The 18,558-nt window shown below is 69.4% G+C and carries 14 protein-coding genes; 7 read left to right on the top strand and 7 right to left on the bottom strand.

Annotated features, from left to right (window positions below; all coding sequences use genetic code 11):
- Positions 1-31 precede the first annotated feature (31 nt).
- Together RKE38_RS13500 and RKE38_RS13505 are read left to right on the top strand one after the other, a co-directional pair.
- A complete protein-coding gene (locus tag RKE38_RS13500; protein ID WP_310154928.1) occupies positions 32-208 on the top strand; it encodes a DUF6104 family protein in 177 nt (58 codons plus the stop codon).
- Positions 209-211: 3 nt separating this feature from the next.
- Positions 212-862, top strand: a complete 651-nt coding sequence (locus RKE38_RS13505; protein ID WP_316008004.1) for a GDSL-type esterase/lipase family protein — start codon at positions 212-214, stop codon at positions 860-862.
- A 62-nt stretch (positions 863-924) separates the two neighbouring features.
- Here the strand turns inward: RKE38_RS13505 and RKE38_RS13510 are convergent, their stop codons facing one another.
- From RKE38_RS13510 to RKE38_RS13520, 3 genes are all read right to left on the bottom strand, one after another.
- Positions 925-6,276 (bottom strand): putative Ig domain-containing protein, encoded by a 5,352-nt coding sequence (locus RKE38_RS13510; RefSeq protein ID WP_316008005.1) that lies wholly within the window; start codon positions 6,274-6,276, stop codon positions 925-927.
- A 338-nt stretch (positions 6,277-6,614) separates the two neighbouring features.
- Entirely contained in the window at positions 6,615-6,776 is a 162-nt protein-coding gene (locus RKE38_RS13515) for a hypothetical protein (RefSeq protein WP_316008006.1), read from the bottom strand.
- 166 nt (positions 6,777-6,942) lie between these two features.
- On the bottom strand, positions 6,943-7,914 hold the full coding sequence (locus tag RKE38_RS13520) for a zinc-binding dehydrogenase (protein WP_316008007.1): 972 nt from the start codon (positions 7,912-7,914) through the stop codon (positions 6,943-6,945).
- A gap of 58 nt (positions 7,915-7,972) precedes the next feature.
- Here RKE38_RS13520 and RKE38_RS13525 point away from each other — a divergent pair, with 58 nt between their 5' ends.
- Positions 7,973-8,926, top strand: a complete 954-nt coding sequence (locus RKE38_RS13525; protein ID WP_316008008.1) for a nucleotidyltransferase family protein — start codon at positions 7,973-7,975, stop codon at positions 8,924-8,926.
- A 57-nt stretch (positions 8,927-8,983) separates the two neighbouring features.
- On the opposite strand, the gene RKE38_RS13530 is transcribed toward RKE38_RS13525, so the two are convergent.
- The 4 genes from RKE38_RS13530 to RKE38_RS13545 all read right to left on the bottom strand — a co-directional run bounded on the left by RKE38_RS13530 (position 8,984) and on the right by RKE38_RS13545 (position 13,726).
- Positions 8,984-10,363, bottom strand: coding sequence for an HNH endonuclease signature motif containing protein (locus tag RKE38_RS13530; RefSeq protein WP_316008009.1), 1,380 nt, complete (start codon positions 10,361-10,363; stop codon positions 8,984-8,986).
- 77 nt (positions 10,364-10,440) lie between these two features.
- Entirely contained in the window at positions 10,441-11,325 is an 885-nt protein-coding gene (gene rfbD, locus RKE38_RS13535; protein ID WP_316008010.1) for a dTDP-4-dehydrorhamnose reductase, read from the bottom strand.
- On the bottom strand, positions 11,326-12,321 hold the full coding sequence (rfbB, locus tag RKE38_RS13540; protein ID WP_316008011.1) for a dTDP-glucose 4,6-dehydratase: 996 nt from the start codon (positions 12,319-12,321) through the stop codon (positions 11,326-11,328).
- A 127-nt stretch (positions 12,322-12,448) separates the two neighbouring features.
- Positions 12,449-13,726 (bottom strand): hypothetical protein, encoded by a 1,278-nt coding sequence (locus tag RKE38_RS13545; protein WP_316008012.1) that lies wholly within the window; start codon positions 13,724-13,726, stop codon positions 12,449-12,451.
- A gap of 142 nt (positions 13,727-13,868) precedes the next feature.
- Here RKE38_RS13545 and rfbA point away from each other — a divergent pair, with 142 nt between their 5' ends.
- From rfbA to RKE38_RS13565, 4 genes are all read left to right on the top strand, one after another.
- On the top strand, positions 13,869-14,753 hold the full coding sequence (rfbA, locus tag RKE38_RS13550) for a glucose-1-phosphate thymidylyltransferase RfbA (protein WP_316008013.1): 885 nt from the start codon (positions 13,869-13,871) through the stop codon (positions 14,751-14,753).
- Entirely contained in the window at positions 14,753-15,355 is a 603-nt protein-coding gene (locus tag RKE38_RS13555; RefSeq protein ID WP_316008014.1) for a dTDP-4-dehydrorhamnose 3,5-epimerase, read from the top strand. The genes rfbA and RKE38_RS13555 overlap by 1 nt, the downstream gene beginning before the upstream one ends.
- 308 nt (positions 15,356-15,663) lie before the next feature.
- Complete coding sequence (locus RKE38_RS13560; RefSeq protein WP_316008015.1) at positions 15,664-17,355, top strand: nucleoside-diphosphate sugar epimerase/dehydratase; 1,692 nt, start codon at positions 15,664-15,666, stop codon at positions 17,353-17,355.
- A complete protein-coding gene (locus RKE38_RS13565; protein ID WP_316008016.1) occupies positions 17,352-18,434 on the top strand; it encodes a glycosyltransferase family 2 protein in 1,083 nt (360 codons plus the stop codon). Before RKE38_RS13560 ends, RKE38_RS13565 begins: the two co-directional genes overlap by 4 nt.
- The last annotated feature ends 124 nt before the right edge of the window (positions 18,435-18,558 follow it).

Raw genomic sequence — 18,558 nt, forward strand, 5'->3', positions numbered from 1 at the left:
TGCGCAGGTCACCTCCCGTAGCCTTGCAGCCGTGTACTTCACCGACCGTGGCATCGAGGAGCTGGCTGCTCGACGTGGCGAGGAGGAGGTCACCTTCGAGTGGCTCGCCGACCAGCTGCGCACGTTCGTGGACCTGAACCCCGAATTCGAGACCCCCGTCGAGCGACTGGCCACCTGGCTGGCCCGGCTCGACGACGACGAGGACTGACGCGTGAGCGAGCCGACCTTCACCCCGAGCGCCGAGTTCCTGGTGTCCACCGAGGGCCAGCGTGACGTCGCGCTGGTGTTCCTCGGCGCGTCCATGGTGGCGGGGGTCGGCGACCCCAAGGGCCAGGGCTGGGTGACCAGGGTCGTCGGGCGCACGCAGCACCCGGACCTGGCGCTCACGGCATACAACCTCGGGGTCCGTGGGGACACCACCGCCGACCTGCTCGGCCGCTGGAAGGCCGAGTGCGCACCGCGCTGGGCGGGCCGGTCCGAGAAGCGGCTGGTCGTCTCGATCGGCGGCAACGACGCGGCAGCGGGAGTCTCGCTGGCCCGGCACCGGCTCAACCTGGCCAACATCCTCGACGACGCGGCCAGCGCGGGCATCGGGACGTTCGTCGTCAGCCCCGCACCCACCGACGACGTCGAGGTGAACGAGAAGCTCGACGTGCTCGTCGAGGCGCAGGGCGACGTGTGCTCACGGCGCGGGGTGCCGTTCGTCGACTGCTTCAGCCCGCTGCTGGGGCACGAGCAGTGGCAGAGCGACCTCGCGGCCAGCTCCGTGCCGCACCACCCGGGGCAGGCCGGCTACGGCCTCATCGCGTGGCTCGTGCTGCACAACGGCTGGTACGACTGGCTGCAGATCAGCCCGCGCTGACGCGAGCAGAGGCACGGCCCGACGGGAGCGCCTCTGCTCGCGTCAGGTCGGCCATCCTGGTGTCAGAGTCCGCTGACTCGTTGTGGCACCGCGTACACCTGGCTGGTGCCGTTGCCGAGCTCACCGGAGTAGCTCGTGCCCCAGCACTGGACGGCCCCGGAACTGAGCCGGACGCATGCCGCCGAGGACCCGACCGACACCTCCACGGCAGAGCTGATACCCGTGAGCGTGCCGGGCGTGCTGCGACTCGAGATCGCCTCGTCGCCGAGCAGTCCGTTGTATGCCGTGCCCCAACACCGGACAGTGCCGTCGCTGAGCCTGGCACAGCTCGTCGACGATCCCAGTGACACCTGGGTGGCGGTCGTGATATCGGAAACCGTGACCGGGCCGACGTGCTCGACCTCATCCCCAGCGCCGAGCTGACCGTCGAAGTTGCTGCCCCAGCACTTCATCCCACCGGAGGACAGGACCGCACAGGCATAGTCGTCGCCGGCCGCGACCGACGTGACGCCCGTGAGACCGGGCACCTTCTGGGGCGTGTTCGCCTGGTTCCCCGGGGCGGTGCCCAGCTGGCCTGCATCGTTGGAGCCCCAACACCAGACGTTGCCCCCGCTGACCGCACAGGTGAAGTACCCAGCAGCCGCCAGCGACGTCACGGAAGTCAGCCCCGGCACGGCGACAGGATCAGGCGAGTCCACGGCGTTGCCGTCCCCGAGCTGCCCGGCCCAGCCTGACCCCCAACAGCTCACGGTGCCACCGCTTCGCAGGACGCAGGCGTGCTCGCGCCCTGCCACGAGACGCTGCGCGTCGGTCACGCCCGGCACATCGACGGGGAGGGCGCTGAAGTCGCCGGTGGAGGTTCCAAGCTGGGAGTACCAGTTCTGCCCCCAGCAAGACACTGTTCCCGTGCCGCGGCGCGCGCACCTGAAGTTCGCACCCACGGCAACCTGGGTCGCGTTCGCGAGCCCGGACACCGTGACCGGGACCAGTCCGAGGGTGAAGCGGGTGCCGTTGCCGAGTTCACCGTTGCTGTTGGAACCCCAGCACTTCACGGTTCCGCCGACGACCGCACACGACCCCGAGTCGCCAGACCCGAGCGAGCTCGCGCCTGACCCGATACCAGTCACGGGTGACGGCGTCAGCGAGACCGCGCTCAGTCCATCGCCGAGCTGGCCGTCGTCGTCGCCGCCCCAGCACCGGACGGAGCCGCCGGTCACGACGACGCACGCATTGTGGTAGCCGACGGAGATCGTCCTGGCAATGGTCCCGCTGACGCCCGTCACAGCCGTGGGGCCCGCGGCGCCGTCGTACCAGTTCCCGTCGCCACGGGTCCCGCTGCCGGGCTGGCCCCAGCAGAGGGCACCCGTGGACGTCTGCGCGCAGGCTGAGGCGTTGGAGACACTGACAGAGCCGGCCCCGCTGACCCCCGACACCGCGGTCGGGGTCTCGCTGAATCCCGTGCCCCAGCAGGACACGGCGCCGTCAGCGGTCGCCGCACAGGAGGTCCCGTCGTCCGTCTCGAGGTCCGTTGCTCCCGACGCAAGCGCCGTGACGGGGACGAGGCTGTCGTCGAAGGTGCCGTTGCCCAGTTCACCGTTGCCGTTGGAACCCCAGCACTTCACCGCTCCCGAAGGCCCGGACACACAGGTGGACGACGCTCCAGCGCTGACCTTGGTCACGCCGGACAGCCCGGCGACCTGGGTCGGCACGAGGACGCGGGCGCTCAGGCTGCCGGTGCCGACCTGGCCCAGCTCGTTGAATCCCCAGCACCATACGGCCCCGCCGGCCGCGACGGCGCAGGCGTGCGCGCTGCCTGCCGACACCTGGGAGACCCCGCTGAGCGGCACCGGGACGGGAACGGTCCGGTCGGTGGTCGTGCCGTCGCCGAGCTGGCCGTAGAGATTGGCACCCCAGCAGTACGCCTTGCCGTCCGAGGTGCGCGCACACGTGAAGCTGTCGCCCGCGGACACCTGGGTGACGTTGGCGAGGCCGACGACCTCGCGCGGGGTCGACGAGCTCTCAGCGGTCGTGCCCGTCCCGAGCTCACCGCTCCAGTTCGAGCCCCAGCACCTCACCTTGCCGCCCACCACTGCGCACGAGTGCGACTGCCCAACCGACACCGCTGTCGCGGTTGCCGGGGCGTTCACGAGCAGGTTGAGGCTACGAGTCGAAGCTCGCGCGCCGCTGTCGGTGACCTTCACGGTGACCGTGACGCTGCCGGAGGCGGTGGGCGTCCCCGTGATCTGCCCGTCACCGGAGAGAGTGAGGCCTGGTGGAAGGGCGCCCGACGTCAGGGACCACGCGTACGGCTTGACTCCGCCGGTGGCCGAGAGCCGTGTGTCATACCTCGAACCCACCGCTGCCGGGGGCACCGAGGTCGTGGTGACCGCCAATGGGGCAGGGGCGACCGTCATGCTGTAGGCCTTGGTGGCTGCAGCCTGCCCGTCATCCGTGGCGCGCAGCGTGAAGGTGTATGTCCCAGGCGTCGTCGGGCTGCCCTCCAGCTGCCAGCAGCAGGTGTCGGTCTGGCTGAGGAACAGGCCGTCCGGAAGCGCACCAGCGGCCACGTCCCAGGACATCGGGGGGTTGCCTCCGCTGGAGACGAGCGAGGCGGTGTATGCCGCACCGGCCTGTCCGTTGGGCACCGAGGCCGTCGTGATCCCGACCGCCGTGCCGGTGGGGTACACCTTCACCGTGACCGGGGCTCCGCCACGAAGGCCTGTCGCATCGGCGACGCCGACGGTGAAGGCGTAGGTGCCCGCCTGGGTGGCGGTTCCCGACACCACGCCGGTGGCGCCGTTCACCGTGAGTCCAGGGGGAAGGGTGCCGGTGGTGGTCCACGCGTAGGGGCTCGTTCCCCAGGCTCGTGGCTTCAGAACGGTCGCAGCCAGGCCCACCGTGGTGTTCTGTGAGGGCGCCTCGACGGACAATTCGTTGACGAAGATGCGGTAGCTTCGCGACGCCGTTGCGCCGGTCGCGTCCTTGACCGCCGCGGTGAATTGCACCTCCGTGTATGTGTCAGGCGTCATGCCGGAGAGCTGGCCCGTGGTCGCGTCGAGCGCCATGCTGCTGGGAAGGGATCCGCTCGACACGGTCCATGTGTACGGACTCGTCCCGCCGAAGGCGCTGAGAGAGGCGTCGTACTGGCTCGACACGAAGCTCCAGGCAAGCTCCTGGGTCTCGATGGTGAGCGGCGCGTCGACCACCTTGATCGTGTAGCTCTTGGTAGCGACGGTCCCACCGCAATCAGCGCGGACGGTGAACGACGTCGACCCCGCGGTGGTCGGGCGCCCGTCGAGGAGGAAACCGTCACCGTCGTAGTCCAGGAGTATGCCGTTGGGCAGCGCACCCGAGCTTATGATCACGCGGCAGGCCCATTGCGGTGCGGCGCCGCCGGTGGTCTCGATGCGTTGGAAGTACTTCTTTTCGACCGTGGCGTCCGGAAGCGTGGCAGGGCCGATGACGACGGGCGGCACGGTGACCGTCAGCGTGGCAGCGAGGGTCGCAGTCTGAGCGGTCGGGGAGGTGCTGTCCGTCACCTTGAGGGTGAAGGAGGTGGTACCGCCCGAGATGGGCGTTCCCGTGATGGTGCCCGTGTCACTCAGGGTCAGACCGGCCGGCAGGCCACTGTTCGGGGCAGACCACGTGTAGGGGCCGCTGCCCCCCTGTGCCTTCAGCGCGAGCGAGTACGGCTGGTTCAGAGTCGCGCTGGGCAGCTGGGCGCTGGTGGTGATCGACAGGCCTGCCTGGGCGATCTGCAGGCTCAACTGCTTGGTGGCCGTGCCGCCCCCGGTGACCTGGACCGTGAACGTGGCAGACCCCGCCGCCGTCGGTGTGCCGGACAGCACTCCGGCGGTGCTCAGGGTCAGTCCGCTCGGCACGGCCCCCTGGACGACAGTCCAGGTGTAGGGCTTCGTGCCGCCCGAGGCTGCAAGCGTCTGGCTGTAGGCAGTGGACACCGTTCCGCCCGGCAGGGACGCGGTGGTGACGCTCAGGGGGGCCGCGACGACTGTGATCGTGAGCGTGGCCGACCCGATCTGCTGCGGCGTCGAGGCGTCCTTCGCCGTCACGGTGAAGGTGCTGGTCCCGGCCGCACTGGGGGTGCCCGCGATGATCCCTGCAGAGCTGAGCGACAGTCCAGCGGGAAGGGCGCCGCCGGCGAGGCTCCAGGTGTACGGCCCCAAACCCCCGCTCGCGGCAAGCGGCTGGCTGTACGCCGTCCCGGCGACCGCGCCGGGCATCGGGCTCGAGGTCGTCACTGTCACGGGCGACGACGTCGGCGGGGCCGCGAACCATCCAGCGACGTCCGTGAGCAGATCGACCGTGCCGGACTTGTTGAAGAGGCGCACCTTCCCGTTGCTCCCGACCTTCGCGATGACCAGGTTGGGGCGGATCTCACCCCTCGCGAGGTTGAGGTTGGAGGCATTCGGCTGCGGCTCACCTGCGGGATAGGCCGTGACGAAGGTCGTTGCCGTGGGCGCGACGCCGGTGACGTTGAGGACCACGGCGGCGACCCCGGTTGCAGGGATGCCGGCGCGCCCGTTGACCTGGACATCCACAGTCCCTCCGGGGCCAACGGCGCCGGTGCGCTGACCTGCTCCGTCCACCGTCGCGCCTGTGGCGCGCGTGTCCAGGAGGCGGGCGGGGGCCAGCGGCGTGTACGACGACGAGGCGGGTATCCAGCCCGCGACGTCGGCCAGCAGGTCCATCGATCCCGAGCCCACCGCGAAGGACACCTTTCCCCCTGACCCGAGCTTCGCAATGACCAGGTTGGGCTTGACCTCTCCTGCTGCAAGGTTGAGGTTGGAGGCGTTCGGCTTCGTGGAGCCGGTCGGCCACACCGTGGCGAACGTCGCGCGGGTCGGGGCGACACCGGTGACGTTCAGGACCACCGCGCCGACGCCGCTCGTCGGGATGCCGTATCTGCCAGTGATCTGCAGGTCACGGGTCGTCCCGCCCGCCACCGCGCCCGTGCGACTGCCCTGGCCGTCCACCGTGGCACCGGTGGACCGTGTGTCCATGAGGCGAGCTGGTGAGAGCGGGGTGTAGCTGGACCCCGTCGGGAAGTAGCCCGCCACGTCCGCGAGCACATCGCTCGACCCGGCGGAGACGAAGATCCCCACAGCACCGCCAGAACCGACCTTGACGGTCACGAGGTTGGGCGACACCTCCCCGGCGCGGACGTTGAGGTTGGAGGCGTTGGGCACCTTCTCGCCCGCGGGAAAGGCCGTGACGTAGCCTGCCTTGGTCGGCAGCACCGCCGTGACGTTGAGCACGACTGCGCCGACCCCGCCGGCAGGGACACCTCCCCGACCCGTGACGGTGACGGTCTTGAACGTGCCGCCGGCGATGGCTCCGATCCGCGCGAACTTGCCGTCCACGGTCTGGCCGCTGAGCTTGCGGGTGTCCAACAACCGGGCAGGCGACAGGGGCACGTAACCCGAGGGCGCAGTGGTCGCTGCCCCTACCCCCGTAGGGGATGCTGAAGACATAGCGCTCGCGGGAGCGGCCACTACTGTGGCGAGTGCCGTCGCGGCGCAGGCCGCCCAGACAACCAGCGTGCCGAAACCACGTCGCGTCCGAGTACCCACGTAATGCCCCCTGAAGACCGATTACTCGCATCGTGCGAGCAGAGTCTTCACCCCGGCCGCCCGCGTTGTGGGCATTTCACGAAAACCGGACCAGGAGGCGCCCCCTGGGCGCGCCGAGGTCCTGGGCACGCCCGGAGGGCGTCGTCGGGGGCCGGGTCAGCTCAGAGAGCGTCGTCAGCGAGGTCCTTGAGGGCCTTGAGCGTCTCGCGGGTCGTGCGCTGGCCGTCCTCCCACGGCTCGATGATCGCGCGCATCTCGTCGCCGAGGTGGGGGTGGTGGCCAGGACCGGCCTCGGACGCAGGAGTCTCCGGCTTCGTCCGCATCAAGCGAGTCCACCGGGGGTCGATCACCTCGTCCGGGGAGTGTGGCTGGTGCGGTTGTTCCGTCATGTCTCCTTGATACGCCTGATTCCTGAAAGCCGCCTCAACGACTCAAGGGGTGACCCCGGGCAGATCGGACCAAATGGCTCCATGCGCAGGCAACGCCGGCTCACGAGACGGTGAAGACGACCTTGCCGAACACCTCACCGTTCGCCATCCGCTCGAACCCGGTGCGCGCGTCCGCCAGCGGCAGGACGCTGTCCACCACCGGCTCGATCCCGCGCTGCACCACGAACCGCGCCAGCCGTTCCAGCTCGAGACGGGTGCCCATGGTCGAGCCGACGACCCGCAGCTGCTTGAAGAAGATCTTGGTCAGCTCCGCCTTGGCCGGGGCATCGCCCGAGGTGGCACCCGAGATCACGATCGTCCCGCCGGGGTTCAACGAGTTCACCGAGTGCGACCAGGTCGCCGCGCCGACGGTCTCCATCACCGCGTCGACCCGCTCGGGCAGCCGCTCGCGGTTCGCGAACGCCCGGTCTGCGCCGATCTCGAGCGCGCGCTGCGCCTTGGACTCGTCGCGCGAGGTGACCCACATGCGGTAGCCGGCGGCCTCGCCCAGCTGCACCAGGGCGGTGGCGACGCCGCCACCAGCGCCCTGTACGAGCACGGTCGCGCCGGGCGTGAGCCCGGCGTTCGTGAACAGCATCCGGTATGCCGTGAGCCACGCCGTGGACAGGCAGGCCGCGTGCTCCCAGGACAGGCCCTCGGGCTTGGGCACCAGGTTGTGCCGCGGCAGGGCGACCTTCTCGGCCAGCGTGCCGTCGTGAAGCTCGGACAACAGCGTGCGCCGGGGGTCGAGGGTCTCGTCGCCCTGCCAGCCGTCGCTGGGCACGACGGCGTGGACGATGACCTCGTTGCCGTCCTCGTCCACCCCTGCACCGTCGCAGCCGAGGATCATCGGCAGCCGGTCGGCGGACAGCCCGACGCCCTTGAGCGACCAGACGTCGTGGTGGTTCAGGCCGGCGGTGCGCAGCGTGACGGTGGCCCATCCCTCGCGCGGACTGGGGTCGGGGCGCTCCCCCACCTCCAGGCCGGACAGCGGGTCGTCGGCGGACTGGGACTTCGCGTAGACGGCGAGCATGGCTCGACCCTAGTGCGACCTGCCGCTGACGCGCCGTGGCCGGTGTCATACTCCGCGGGTGGGCAGCGGCACTCCCGGCGGTCAGGCCGAGCTCCGCCAGGACGAGGCGGTGCTCCTGGCCCACGCCCTGGTCGCACGGCTCGCGGAGCAGGTGGGCGCCCGGGCGCTCTTCATCAAGGGCCCTACCGCGGTGGCGCAGGGCGTGCGACCGCCGCGCGGCTCGAGCGACGTCGACGTCCTGGTCGAGCCGTCGGCCTTCCCAGCCATGTGCGCGGCGACGGAATCGGCCGGCTGGCAGCTGCGCACCCCTATCGGGACGCTGCGGTATGCCGGTGAGTTCGCCTTCGACCACTCCGCCCACTACATCCACACCGAGTGGCCCATCGACGTCGACATCCACTACAGCTTCCCGGGCTTCCTCGCCGAACCCGAGTCGGTCTTCGGGGCACTCTGGGCACGCCGGACCACCGTCGAGGTCGCGGGACGGGCTGTGCCCACGCCAGACCTACTGGGGCAGTCCCTGGTCGTGGGACTCCACGCCCTCAGAGACCCCGAGAAGCCGCAGTCGCAGGAGGATCTGGCGCACCTGGCGGCCGCCCTGGGGGATCTCGGAGCCGCCGACCGTGACGCGCTCCGAGACCTTGCTCGGGACGCGGGAGCCTCACGATCGGGCGCAGAAGTCCTCCGCCTGGCCGGCGTCGAGCCATACCCCTTGTCGCCCCGAGAAGCGCAGCGGGTCACCGACTGGGAGCTGCGACAGCAGGGCCACGGCATTGCGACGGCGTGGCTCTTCGAGCTCGGCCGCGCGCCGTGGCGTGATCGGCCCGTAGTCCTCCGCCGAGCGCTCTTCCCGCCGGCCGAGCACTTCGTCGCGTCCACCTCCGCTTCAGGACTGACCCGCGCGCAGCTCGCTGGTCTTCGCCTGCGCCGGTGGGGCCGAGGGGTCGTCGGCGTCCCCCACGCGCTCGGGGTGCTGCTTCGCCGCCGCCGGACCCGGCGTCCCACCGTTTAGGGGGCACAACGACCGCGGCATGCCAATCACCCCGCCGACGCGGGGTGCGGGACGAGGTCATGGTCGGGGCGGCGATCCTGCCCGAGCGCACTGCAGACGGAACTGTTCCAGGTAGGCGTCATACGAGTCGGGCCTGAGGTCCCAGACCACCCGCGGGCCGCGCGGCCCTGCCTCCACCCGACCGCCATAGCGTTCCCGGTGCACGACCGTGTGGTGAGCCCGGCACAACAACGCGGCGTTGCCGACGTCGCTCGGCCCGTCGTCGACCCAGTGGACGAGGTGGTGGGCGTCGGTCCACCCGGGCGGCTTGGAGCATCCTGGGAACGTGCAGTGCCGATCCCTCTGCCAGAGGTGGCGCACCTGCGGTCGCGTGAACAGGCGTACAGCCTGCCCCTGCTCCAGGACCTCGCCGTGGCTACCCAGCACCGCCGGGACCACGTGCGCATCGCACGCGAGCCTTCTCACCGTCTCGGCAGTGAGGTGCGAGCCGTCTGGCAGGACACCTGCGCCGCGACACCGCCGCTGCAGCACCTCGAGGGGCACGGTCACCGCCACCATGGCCTTGGGCTGCTTGGGCTGCCCGTCGGGCGCGGCCACGGCACGAGCGACAAGGTCGACCAGGGCGTCTGCGCGTCGAGCAGCAGGTGTGCGCGGATCGTGCTCGCCCGTGTCGGCATCGGGTCGGGGACGGGACAGCGCGTCGACCGCTGCGTCGACAACGGCAGCGCCCTCCTCGTCGAGGAGGAGCGTGTAACGCGACATCCCGCACGGCCCCCTGGACTTGGCCAGTGACCGGTGGGCCCGCCGGACATCGGCATCGTGCTCCACCAGCCGATCAGGACGCAGCAGGTCTGCGGTGCGGCGCACGGCTGTCGCGACGTCCTTCTCGCTGAGCCCACCCGGACCCTGGGCCCCATCGAGGAGCTCCCGGGTGGCCGACTCCAGGTGCTCCGCCTCTGCCAACCCCCGCAGCGTGGCGTGAAGACGCACCAGCTGCGCGGCCTTCCCGACCGGGAGCACCGACTCTCGATGTGACTCGTCACGGGCTCCGCACGACGCACCGGCGCTTACTGCGTCGAGCACTTCGGACAGCCGCAGGTCGCCCATCGCCCGAGCCACCTCATGGGCGTCGAGCAGCATCCGGACCGGCAGCATCGGCGCCTGCGCCTTCGCCCAGTCGACCGTGCCCCATCCCTCCCCACTGCCGAGACTGCGCTGTCCCGCTTCGGCCAGCACCGCCACCAGCAGCGCCGAGGTCGCGGTGGCAAGGTCGGCGAGCCCACTCAACGACTGCGCCACTTCGTCGTCGGTCAGTGCCCAGATGCGCTCGGGCACCGACCCACCCAGCGCGGCCACACCCGCTCGCACCCCACCAAGCACCGGCCGCCCTGCGGGGTCAGCTCCCGCGGGCGGCAGGTCGGTGTGGTGGATCGCCATGAACCAACACTAGGTGCGACCACCGACAGCGCCGCCTCGTCGAACGGTGCCCCCGGCTCCCCCAACGGAGCTGGCCGTCAGGCCTGGGGAGGTGCTGGCGGCTGCAGCGCGACGACATCTGGCAGGGCCTTGGCCAGGCTCTCGCGCCAGTTCGGCAGCGGTGCGATCCTCGCCATCCGCCACGCGTCGTGGCCAAGGACTGAGTAGGCCGGCCGCGGCGCGGGTACCGGGTACTGGTCGCTCGTGATTCCCTGCACGCGCTCGGGGTCGTGACCGAGCCCCTCGAACACCGCCCGCGCGAATCCGCACCACGTCGTCTCGCCCTGGCTCGTGGCGTGCCAGACGCCGTAGGGAGCCCGCTCGCCCACCAGCCGCAGGATCGCCTCGGCCACGTCCATCGTCCACGTGGGCTGGCCGCGCTGGTCGTCGACGACCGACAGGGTGTCGCGCTCGGCCGCCAGCCTCGCCATTGTCTTTACGAAGTTGGGGCCGCCACCGCCGTAGAGCCAGGCCGTGCGGACGATCCACGACTGCGGGCAGTGCGCCTCGACGGCCCACTCGCCCGCGGCCTTGGTGCGTCCGTAGGCCGACTTGGGATCGAGCGGTGCGTCCTCGGCATACGGCTCCTGGGCGTCGCCGGAGAAGACGTAGTCGGTGGAGACGTGCACCAGGCGTGTGCCGGTCTCGCGGCATGCGGCGGCGATGTTGGCCGCGCCCACCGCATTGACGGCGAACGCCTCCGCCTCGTGGGTCTCCGCGGCGTCGACCTTGGTGTAGGCAGCGCAGTTGACGACGACGTCGTGGCCGCGGACGGCCTCGCGGACGGCATCACGGTCGGTGACGTCGAGGTCGGAGCGCTCGAGAGCGGTCACGGACTTCTCGTCGACACCCGACACCGCCAGCGCCACCTGGAGGTCGAGCCCGAGCTGGCCCCCGGCGCCGGTGACGGCCCAGCGGGTCACTCAGCGCCCCAGCTTCTCGTAGCGGGTCTCGGCGACGACCTTGGCGGTGCGCCACCAGTCCTCGTTCGCCTCGTACCACGCGATGGTGTCGGCCAGCCCCGACCGCACGTCAGGGTGCGCCGGTCGCCAGTCGGTCTCGGCGCGCAGCTTGCTGGAGTCGATCGCGTAGCGCAGGTCGTGGCCGGGGCGGTCGGGGACGTGCTCGAACCAGCCGGCCGGCTTGCCCATGAGCTCGAGGATCAACCCGATGATGTCGCGGTTGTTCATCTCGCCGTCGGCACCGATGAGGTAGGTCTCCCCCAGCCGGCCCTGCTCGACGATTGCGATGACGGCGTCATTGTGGTCGTCGACGTGGATCCAGTCGCGGACGTTGAGGCCCTCGCCGTAGAGCTTGGGCTTGATGCCGTCGAGGATCCCGGTGATCTGGCGTGGGATGAGCTTCTCGGGGTGCTGGCGGGGCCCGTAGTTGTTCGAGCAGTTCGAGAGCGTCGCCTTCAGCCCGAACGAGCGGATCCACGCGCGCACCAGCAGGTCGGCGCCGGCCTTGCTCGCCGAGTAGGGGCTGGACGGGTTCACCGGCGTGGACTCCGTGAAGCGGGCCGGGTCGTCGAGCTCGAGGTCGCCGTAGACCTCGTCGGTCGAGACGTGGTGGATCCGCTTGTCGTGCCGGCGGACCGCCTGGATGAGCTGGTAGGTGCCGACGATGTTGGTGTCGATGAAGGGCCAGGGGTCGTCGAGGCTGTTGTCGTTGTGGGAGTCGGCGGCGAAGTGGACCACGAGGTCGTGGGCCGCGACGAGCTCCTCGACGAGGTCGGGGTCGGTCACCGAGCCCTTGACCACGCGGACCTCATCGGCGACCGGGTCGAGGGAGGCGAGGTTCGCGGCATACGTCATCGAGTCGAGCACGGTGAGCTCCCAGTCGGGCCGGACCTCACGGGCGCGGATGACGAAGTTGGAGCCGATGAACCCGGCGCCGCCGGTGACAAGGACCTTCATGCCGCCAAGGCTATCCGAGCCGCCGCCCCGTCCCTGTCGCGTGCGGAGCGGGCGGGCGCACCGCCGGCCGCCCCGGTCAGCTGGACGGCCCGATCAGCTGGAGGGCCCGATCAGCTGGAGGGCCCGATCAGCTGGACGGCCCGAACCAGCCAGCCACGTCGGCGACGAGGTTGGTGCTGCCGCTGTTGTTGTAGAGGCGCACCTTCCCGCCGGTCCCCACCTTGACGATGACCAGGATCGGGCGCACCTCACCGGCCGAGAGGTTGAGGTTGGACGCGTTCGGCCGTGCCACCCCGGTCGGGTAGGCGGTGACGTACGTGGGGGTGGCAGCCAGGCCCGTGAGGTTCAGGACGACCGCGGACACCCCGCTGGCCGGTATGCCGTCCCGGCCGGTGACCTGGAGGTCCAGCACCGCCTTGGGCCCCAACGGTCCCTGGCCCGCCGCCTGCCCGTCGACCGTCGTGCCACCGGCCCGGGTGTCGAGGAGGCGCCCCGGCGTCATGGGGGTGTACGAGGACCCGGCTGCGGCGAACCAGCCGACGACGTCGGCGACCACGTGGATCGACCCGGAGTTGTTGTAGAAGGACACCTTCCCGCCCGTGCCCACCGTCGCGATGACCAGGTTGGGCCGCACCTCCCCCGTCCTGAGGTTGAGGTTCGAGGCGCTGGGACGCGGCTGGCCGGTGGGCCAGACGGTGAGGAAGGTGGCAGCCGTGGGAGCCACGCCGGTCACGTTGAGGACCACGGCGCCGACGCCGGAGGCCGGGATGCCGTCGCGACCCCCGACCTGCAGGGTCCGCTCCGACCCGGCAGCAAGGGCACCACCTGCCTGCGCCTGCCCGTCGACCGTCGTACCAGCGGGGCGGGTGTCCATGAGACGGGCCGGCAGCAGGCTGTGGAAGCTGGCCTGCGGCGGGTCACCGGGGTCTGGGAAGTACCCCACCACGTCGACGACGACGTGGCTCGATCCGGCTCCCACCGTGATGGCGACGGATCCGGCGTTGCCTTGGGCGACGACGACGAGGTTCGAGGTGACCTCGCCCTTGCGCACGTTGAGGTTGGAGGCGTTCGGCGGCGTGCAGCTGAAGCAGCTCGCGGGCCACACCGTCAGGTAGGTGTCCCGGCTGGGGGCGACGGCCGTGACGTTGAGCGCCACGGCGTTGAACTGGAAGGTGTCCACCCCTCCGCGGGTGGTCACGGCGAGGATGGCGGTGCCGGTGATGGCTCCGGTGCCCGCATAGCGTCCGTCGACCGTGGTGCCACCGGGACGGGTGTCCATGAGCCGAGCCGGCGTGAGCGGGATGTAACCGGTCGGTTCCGGCGCAGCTTGTGCAACGGCCGGGTTCAGGAGTGCCGCGGCCAGGACGACGACCGCCGCGGCGCGCGTGAAGAGAGAACGGGCCATGTCTCCTCCAAGGGCCTCGAAACTGTGCGCCCCTCCGCACGCCAGATTCTGGGCCCCGGTGCCGCCGCCGGGCAGCCACAATCTGCGTAATCACATCGGCCGACCCCGGGTCGTCCCCCGTCACCCGGTAACGTCAGCCTCCATGAAGGGCATCATCCTGGCCGGCGGCTCGGGCACCCGGCTGCACCCGATCACCCTCGGGATCAGCAAGCAGCTCATGCCCATCTACGACAAGCCGATGATCTACTACCCGCTCTCCACGCTGATGATGGCGGGCATCCGCGAGGTCCTGGTCATCACGACCCCGGATGACGCGGACCAGTTCCGCCGCCTCCTCGGGGACGGCTCGCAGTGGGGCATCGAGCTCTCGTATGCCGTGCAGCCGGCGCCCGAGGGCCTGGCTCAGGCGTTCGTCATCGGCGCGGACTTCATCGGCTCGGACTCGGTCGCCCTCGTGCTCGGGGACAATATCTTCTACGGCACCGGCCTTGGCACGGCCCTTCGCGGCAACACCGACGTCACCGGCGGCCACGTGTTCGCTTACCACGTCAACGAGCCCTCGGCCTACGGCGTGGTGGAGTTCGCCGAGGACGGACGGGTGCTCTCGATCGAGGAGAAGCCGGCGAAGCCGAAGAGCTCGTATGCCGTGCCCGGCCTGTACTTCTACGACAACGACGTGGTGCAGATCGCCCGCGAGCTCGAGCCCAGCGAGCGTGGCGAGCTGGAGATCACCGGCGTCAACAACGCCTACCTGGAGCGCGGCACCCTCACCGTCACCGTGCTGGAGCGCGGCACCGCGTGGCTCGACACGGGCACGTTCGAGGGGCTGATGGACGCCTCGCAGTTCGTGCACGTGGTGCAGCAGCGGCAGGGACACAAGATCGGCTGCGTCGAGGAGATCGCCTGGCGCAACGGCTGGCTCTCGGACGACGAGCTCGGCCGGCTCGCCGAGTCGCTCGCCAAGAGCGGGTACGGCGGATACCTGCACGGGCTGCTCGCCGAGCGCCGGCGGGGAGTGGACGGCTGATGCAGATCCGTCCCCTCTCGGTTGTCGACGCCTACGAGGTCACCCCGCGGCAGTTCCCCGACGAACGTGGCCTGTTCCTCGAGTCGTTCCGCGGCGACCTCCTCGCCGAGCACGTCGGGCACGCGCCCCGGATCGTCCAGACCAACGTCTCGGTCTCCTCGCGCGGGACGGTGCGCGGCATCCACTTCGCCGACGTCCCGCCGTCGCAGGCCAAGTACATCACCGCGTTGACGGGCTCCCTGATCGACTTCGTCGTCGACATCAGGGTGGGTTCCCCGACGTTCGGCCAGTGGGACTCCGTGCTGCTCGACACGCGCGACCGCCGGGCGGTGTACCTCCCCGAAGGCATGGGCCACGCCTTCGTCGCCCTGGAGGACCACACCACGGCGATGTACCTCGTCACCGCTCCCTACAACCCGGGACGCGAGCACGGCATCCACCCACTTGACCCCGAGGTCGGACTCACCCTCCCCGACGGCATGGAGTCGCCGCTGCTGTCCCCCAAGGACGCTTCGGCGCCCTCCTTGGCCGAGGCGCAGGCATCCGGGCTGCTCCCCCGATATGCAGACTGTCAAGATTGGTACCGCGGGCTGCTCACTTGATGGGCACCCCGGACGATTAGCGTGCGGAACGGCGTTGCTGCTGGTCACAGCCTCGAAGGCGCGTCAACATGGCCTCAAGGGACTTGGTGAGGTGGTCAGGTCCGCGGCTTTTGACCTGTAAACTTCCAAAGGTTTGGTCAGGCAACAACACGGAGGACGGGCCGATGCCCCCCAGTAGACGTCAGCATCGCGAACGCCTTACACGCTGGACGTGGGCCCTCATCGACTCCTCGGCATGGCTTGTCGCGGTATTCCTTGCGGCTTGGCTTCGCTACGACCTGGACCTCGACCTCACAATCACATCCGCCATGGCGTGGTTCTCAGTGGGCGCGATCCTCGCCCAAGTGCTGTTCGGGACCGTCTTCGGCCCGTATGCCGTAGGGCACGAGCGTGGATCGTTCGAGGAGACCTACGACGTCGGCCGCACCGTGGCCCTGACCACACTCGTGCTGCTCACCCTGGTCTTCGCCTTTCACCTCAGCCCAATTCCACGCAGCGTTCCGTTCACTGCCCCGGCTTTCGCCATGATCGGCATGTTTGCCGCTCGCTTCATCATCCGGTCCTGGAGAGCTCGCCAAGCGCTCCTCGCAAAGGAGGAGCAGCGAGCGGTCATCTTCGGGGCAGGAGAGGCTGGGCGACGACTAACACGGAGCCTGATCCGGGACGCTGGAAGCGGCTACGCGCCTGTGGCTCTCCTTGACGATGACCGCGCTAAGGCACGTCTTCGCTTCGAAGGCGTCCGCGTGCGCGGGACGCGCAGCGACATGGCGGCCGTGGCGGAGAAGCACAGCGCGCAGGTCCTCATCATCGCCCTTCCGCTCGCGGAGGCCCCTACCATCCGTGAACTCACCAGCCTCGGGGAGGACGCCGGACTCGAGGTGCTCACCCTGCCGCCCATCAAGGACATCATCGGAGGACGGCCGACGGCCGGTCACCTGCGCAATGTCGACGTCGCCGACCTGCTCGGGCGTCGCCCCGTTAATCTGGACACCGCCGTGATCGCCGACCAGATCGCCGGCAAGAGCATCCTCGTGACGGGGGCGGGGGGCTCGATCGGATCGGAGCTGTGCCGGCAGATCGCCCGCTTCGGGCCGGCCAAGCTCTACATGCTCGACCGCGACGAGTCCGGCCTGCAGTCCACGCAGATGAGCCTGGACGGGCACGGCCTGCTCAACACCGAGACGGTCGTCCTCGCCGACATCCGAGACGTCGCCCGCATGCGCGAGGTGTTCACCCAGACCCGTCCCGACATCGTCTTCCACGCGGCCGCTCTCAAGCACCTGCCCCTGCTCGAAGCCAACCCGATGGAGGCGTGGAAGAGCAACGTTCTAGGCACCCACAACGTGCTCCAAGCGGCCGCCGAAGTCGGCGTCGGCACGTTCGTCAACATCTCCACCGACAAGGCGGCAAATCCCACCTGCGTGCTTGGCTACAGCAAGCGGATCGCCGAGCGCCTCACTGCTGACTTCGCGCGCCGGGAGCCTGGTCGGTACGTCTCGGTCCGCTTCGGCAATGTGCTGGGGTCCCGTGGATCTGTAGTCCACGCGTTCACGGCCCAGATCGAGCGGGGCGGACCGATCACAGTCACCCATCCCGATGTCGAGCGCTATTTCATGCTCATCCCCGAGGCCTGCCAGCTTGTCCTTGAGGCAGCATCGATCGGCTCGGACGGCGAGGTCATGGTCCTTGACATGGGCCAACAGGTGAGGATCGTTGAGGTGGCCAAGACGCTCATCCGTATGAGCGGGCGTCGCGACATCGAGATCACCTACACCGGCCTGCGCCCTGGCGAGAAGCTGGGCGAAGAGCTTTTCTCACCCGACGAAGGTCGTCGTCAAACGGCCCACCCCCTGGTCAGCAGCGTCGACGTCCCCGCCCTAGCCGCAGCCCACGTCTCGACGATCGTCCACCCTGACGCTCCAAGCGCGGTGGAGTGGATGCGCAAGGAAGCGTTCGTGTCGGTTCGTCCCCGTGGGGAAAGCGTCGGCGTCGACCGGTGAGTTCGCTGGCGTCCGAGGACGGGCCGCTCCTTTCGGTCATCGTCCCCGTATATAACGCGGAGACGCACCTTCTGGAGTGCCTGGAGAGTATTGCCGGCCAGACATTTGCCGACTTCGAGGTCATCGTCGTCGATGACGGTTCGACTGACGGCTCGCGCGGCATCGCAGAAGCGTTTGCGAACGAGGACGAACGCTTCACCGTGATCAACATCCCCAACGGGGGTGTCTCACGCGCTCGCAACTTGGGTCTCGACCACGCACAAGGCGAGTACGTGACCTTTGTGGACGCCGATGACTGGCTCGCTGACAACACTTACTCGGACTTGATGCAGCCGACGCAGCACGGGACCTTTGATGCTGTGGCGGGCGACCTGACGGTTGAGTCGAGCTCAGGCAAGCACGCAGTAGAGCAGACGACACTGCCCGGGGGCCGCTACGACGCTGAAAAAGTCCGCTCCTTGATCCTCCCGATGCTCATCAGCACGGACGTTCTCACCCGCGAGTGGCCCTTCCGCATTGTTACAAAGGTCTTTCGGCGGGCACACCTCCGTGAGCACGGGATCCTGTTCTCACCGGGCCTCCGGGCCGCTCAGGACTTCGTGTTTTCGGTTGCAGCTATGGAGCGCACGACCAGCTTTTACTACGCCAAGGGCTCTGCGGGCTACCACTACCGTTGGAATCCACAATCGCGCACCCGTTCGGCCTTAACGTCGGCGTGGGAGAACTACCGAGCGGTCGACCACGCACTCCGTGCGGCAGTCAACGATCGCCCGGAGTACGCAGGACAACTGGTGTTGGCCGAGCTCCACGGAGACCTCTCGGCGATGACCTACCTGTACCGTGCCTGTCGCCTTCGCGACTCGAAAGCGCTCTATCGGGTCATGCGTCGCAATCTGTCCTCGGTCGACCGCACCCCGGCTTACCGACTGCTGAGGTGGGAGGCAGTGCCCATTGGCAAGAGGGTCGTGTGCCGCTTGATGCGCGCCCGTCAGTACCGCACCCTGCACTGCCTGCTCACGGCGCGTGGACTTGCTCAGAGACTCCAACAGCGTAGGTCGGTTAGGAGGCGCTCCAGATGAGGCGCAAAGTGGCCTTCATTTGCAACAACCTCAACATTGGAGGCCCTCAAAAGGGACTGATAGGCCTATTGGACCGACTCGATCCTGAGCAGTTCTCGTGCACGGTCATCTCGCTACAGCCCGG

It is taken from the genome of Phycicoccus sp. M110.8, assembly GCF_032464895.1.
Taxonomy (GTDB): domain Bacteria; phylum Actinomycetota; class Actinomycetes; order Actinomycetales; family Dermatophilaceae; genus Pedococcus.

Coding starts and splice junctions, on each gene's coding strand:
- rfbB (WP_316008011.1), bottom strand. CDS start 12,321: ATGAAGGTCCTTGTCACCGGCGGCGCCGGGTTCATCGGCTCCAACTTC.
- RKE38_RS13520 (WP_316008007.1), bottom strand. CDS start 7,914: ATGCTCGCCGTCTACGCGAAGTCCCAGTCCGCCGACGACCCGCTGTCC.
- RKE38_RS13515 (WP_316008006.1), bottom strand. CDS start 6,776: ATGCGGACGAAGCCGGAGACTCCTGCGTCCGAGGCCGGTCCTGGCCAC.
- RKE38_RS13555 (WP_316008014.1), top strand. CDS start 14,753: ATGCAGATCCGTCCCCTCTCGGTTGTCGACGCCTACGAGGTCACCCCG.
- RKE38_RS13530 (WP_316008009.1), bottom strand. CDS start 10,363: ATGGCGATCCACCACACCGACCTGCCGCCCGCGGGAGCTGACCCCGCA.
- rfbA (WP_316008013.1), top strand. CDS start 13,869: ATGAAGGGCATCATCCTGGCCGGCGGCTCGGGCACCCGGCTGCACCCG.
- RKE38_RS13560 (WP_316008015.1), top strand. CDS start 15,664: ATGGCGTGGTTCTCAGTGGGCGCGATCCTCGCCCAAGTGCTGTTCGGG.
- RKE38_RS13545 (WP_316008012.1), bottom strand. CDS start 13,726: ATGGCCCGTTCTCTCTTCACGCGCGCCGCGGCGGTCGTCGTCCTGGCC.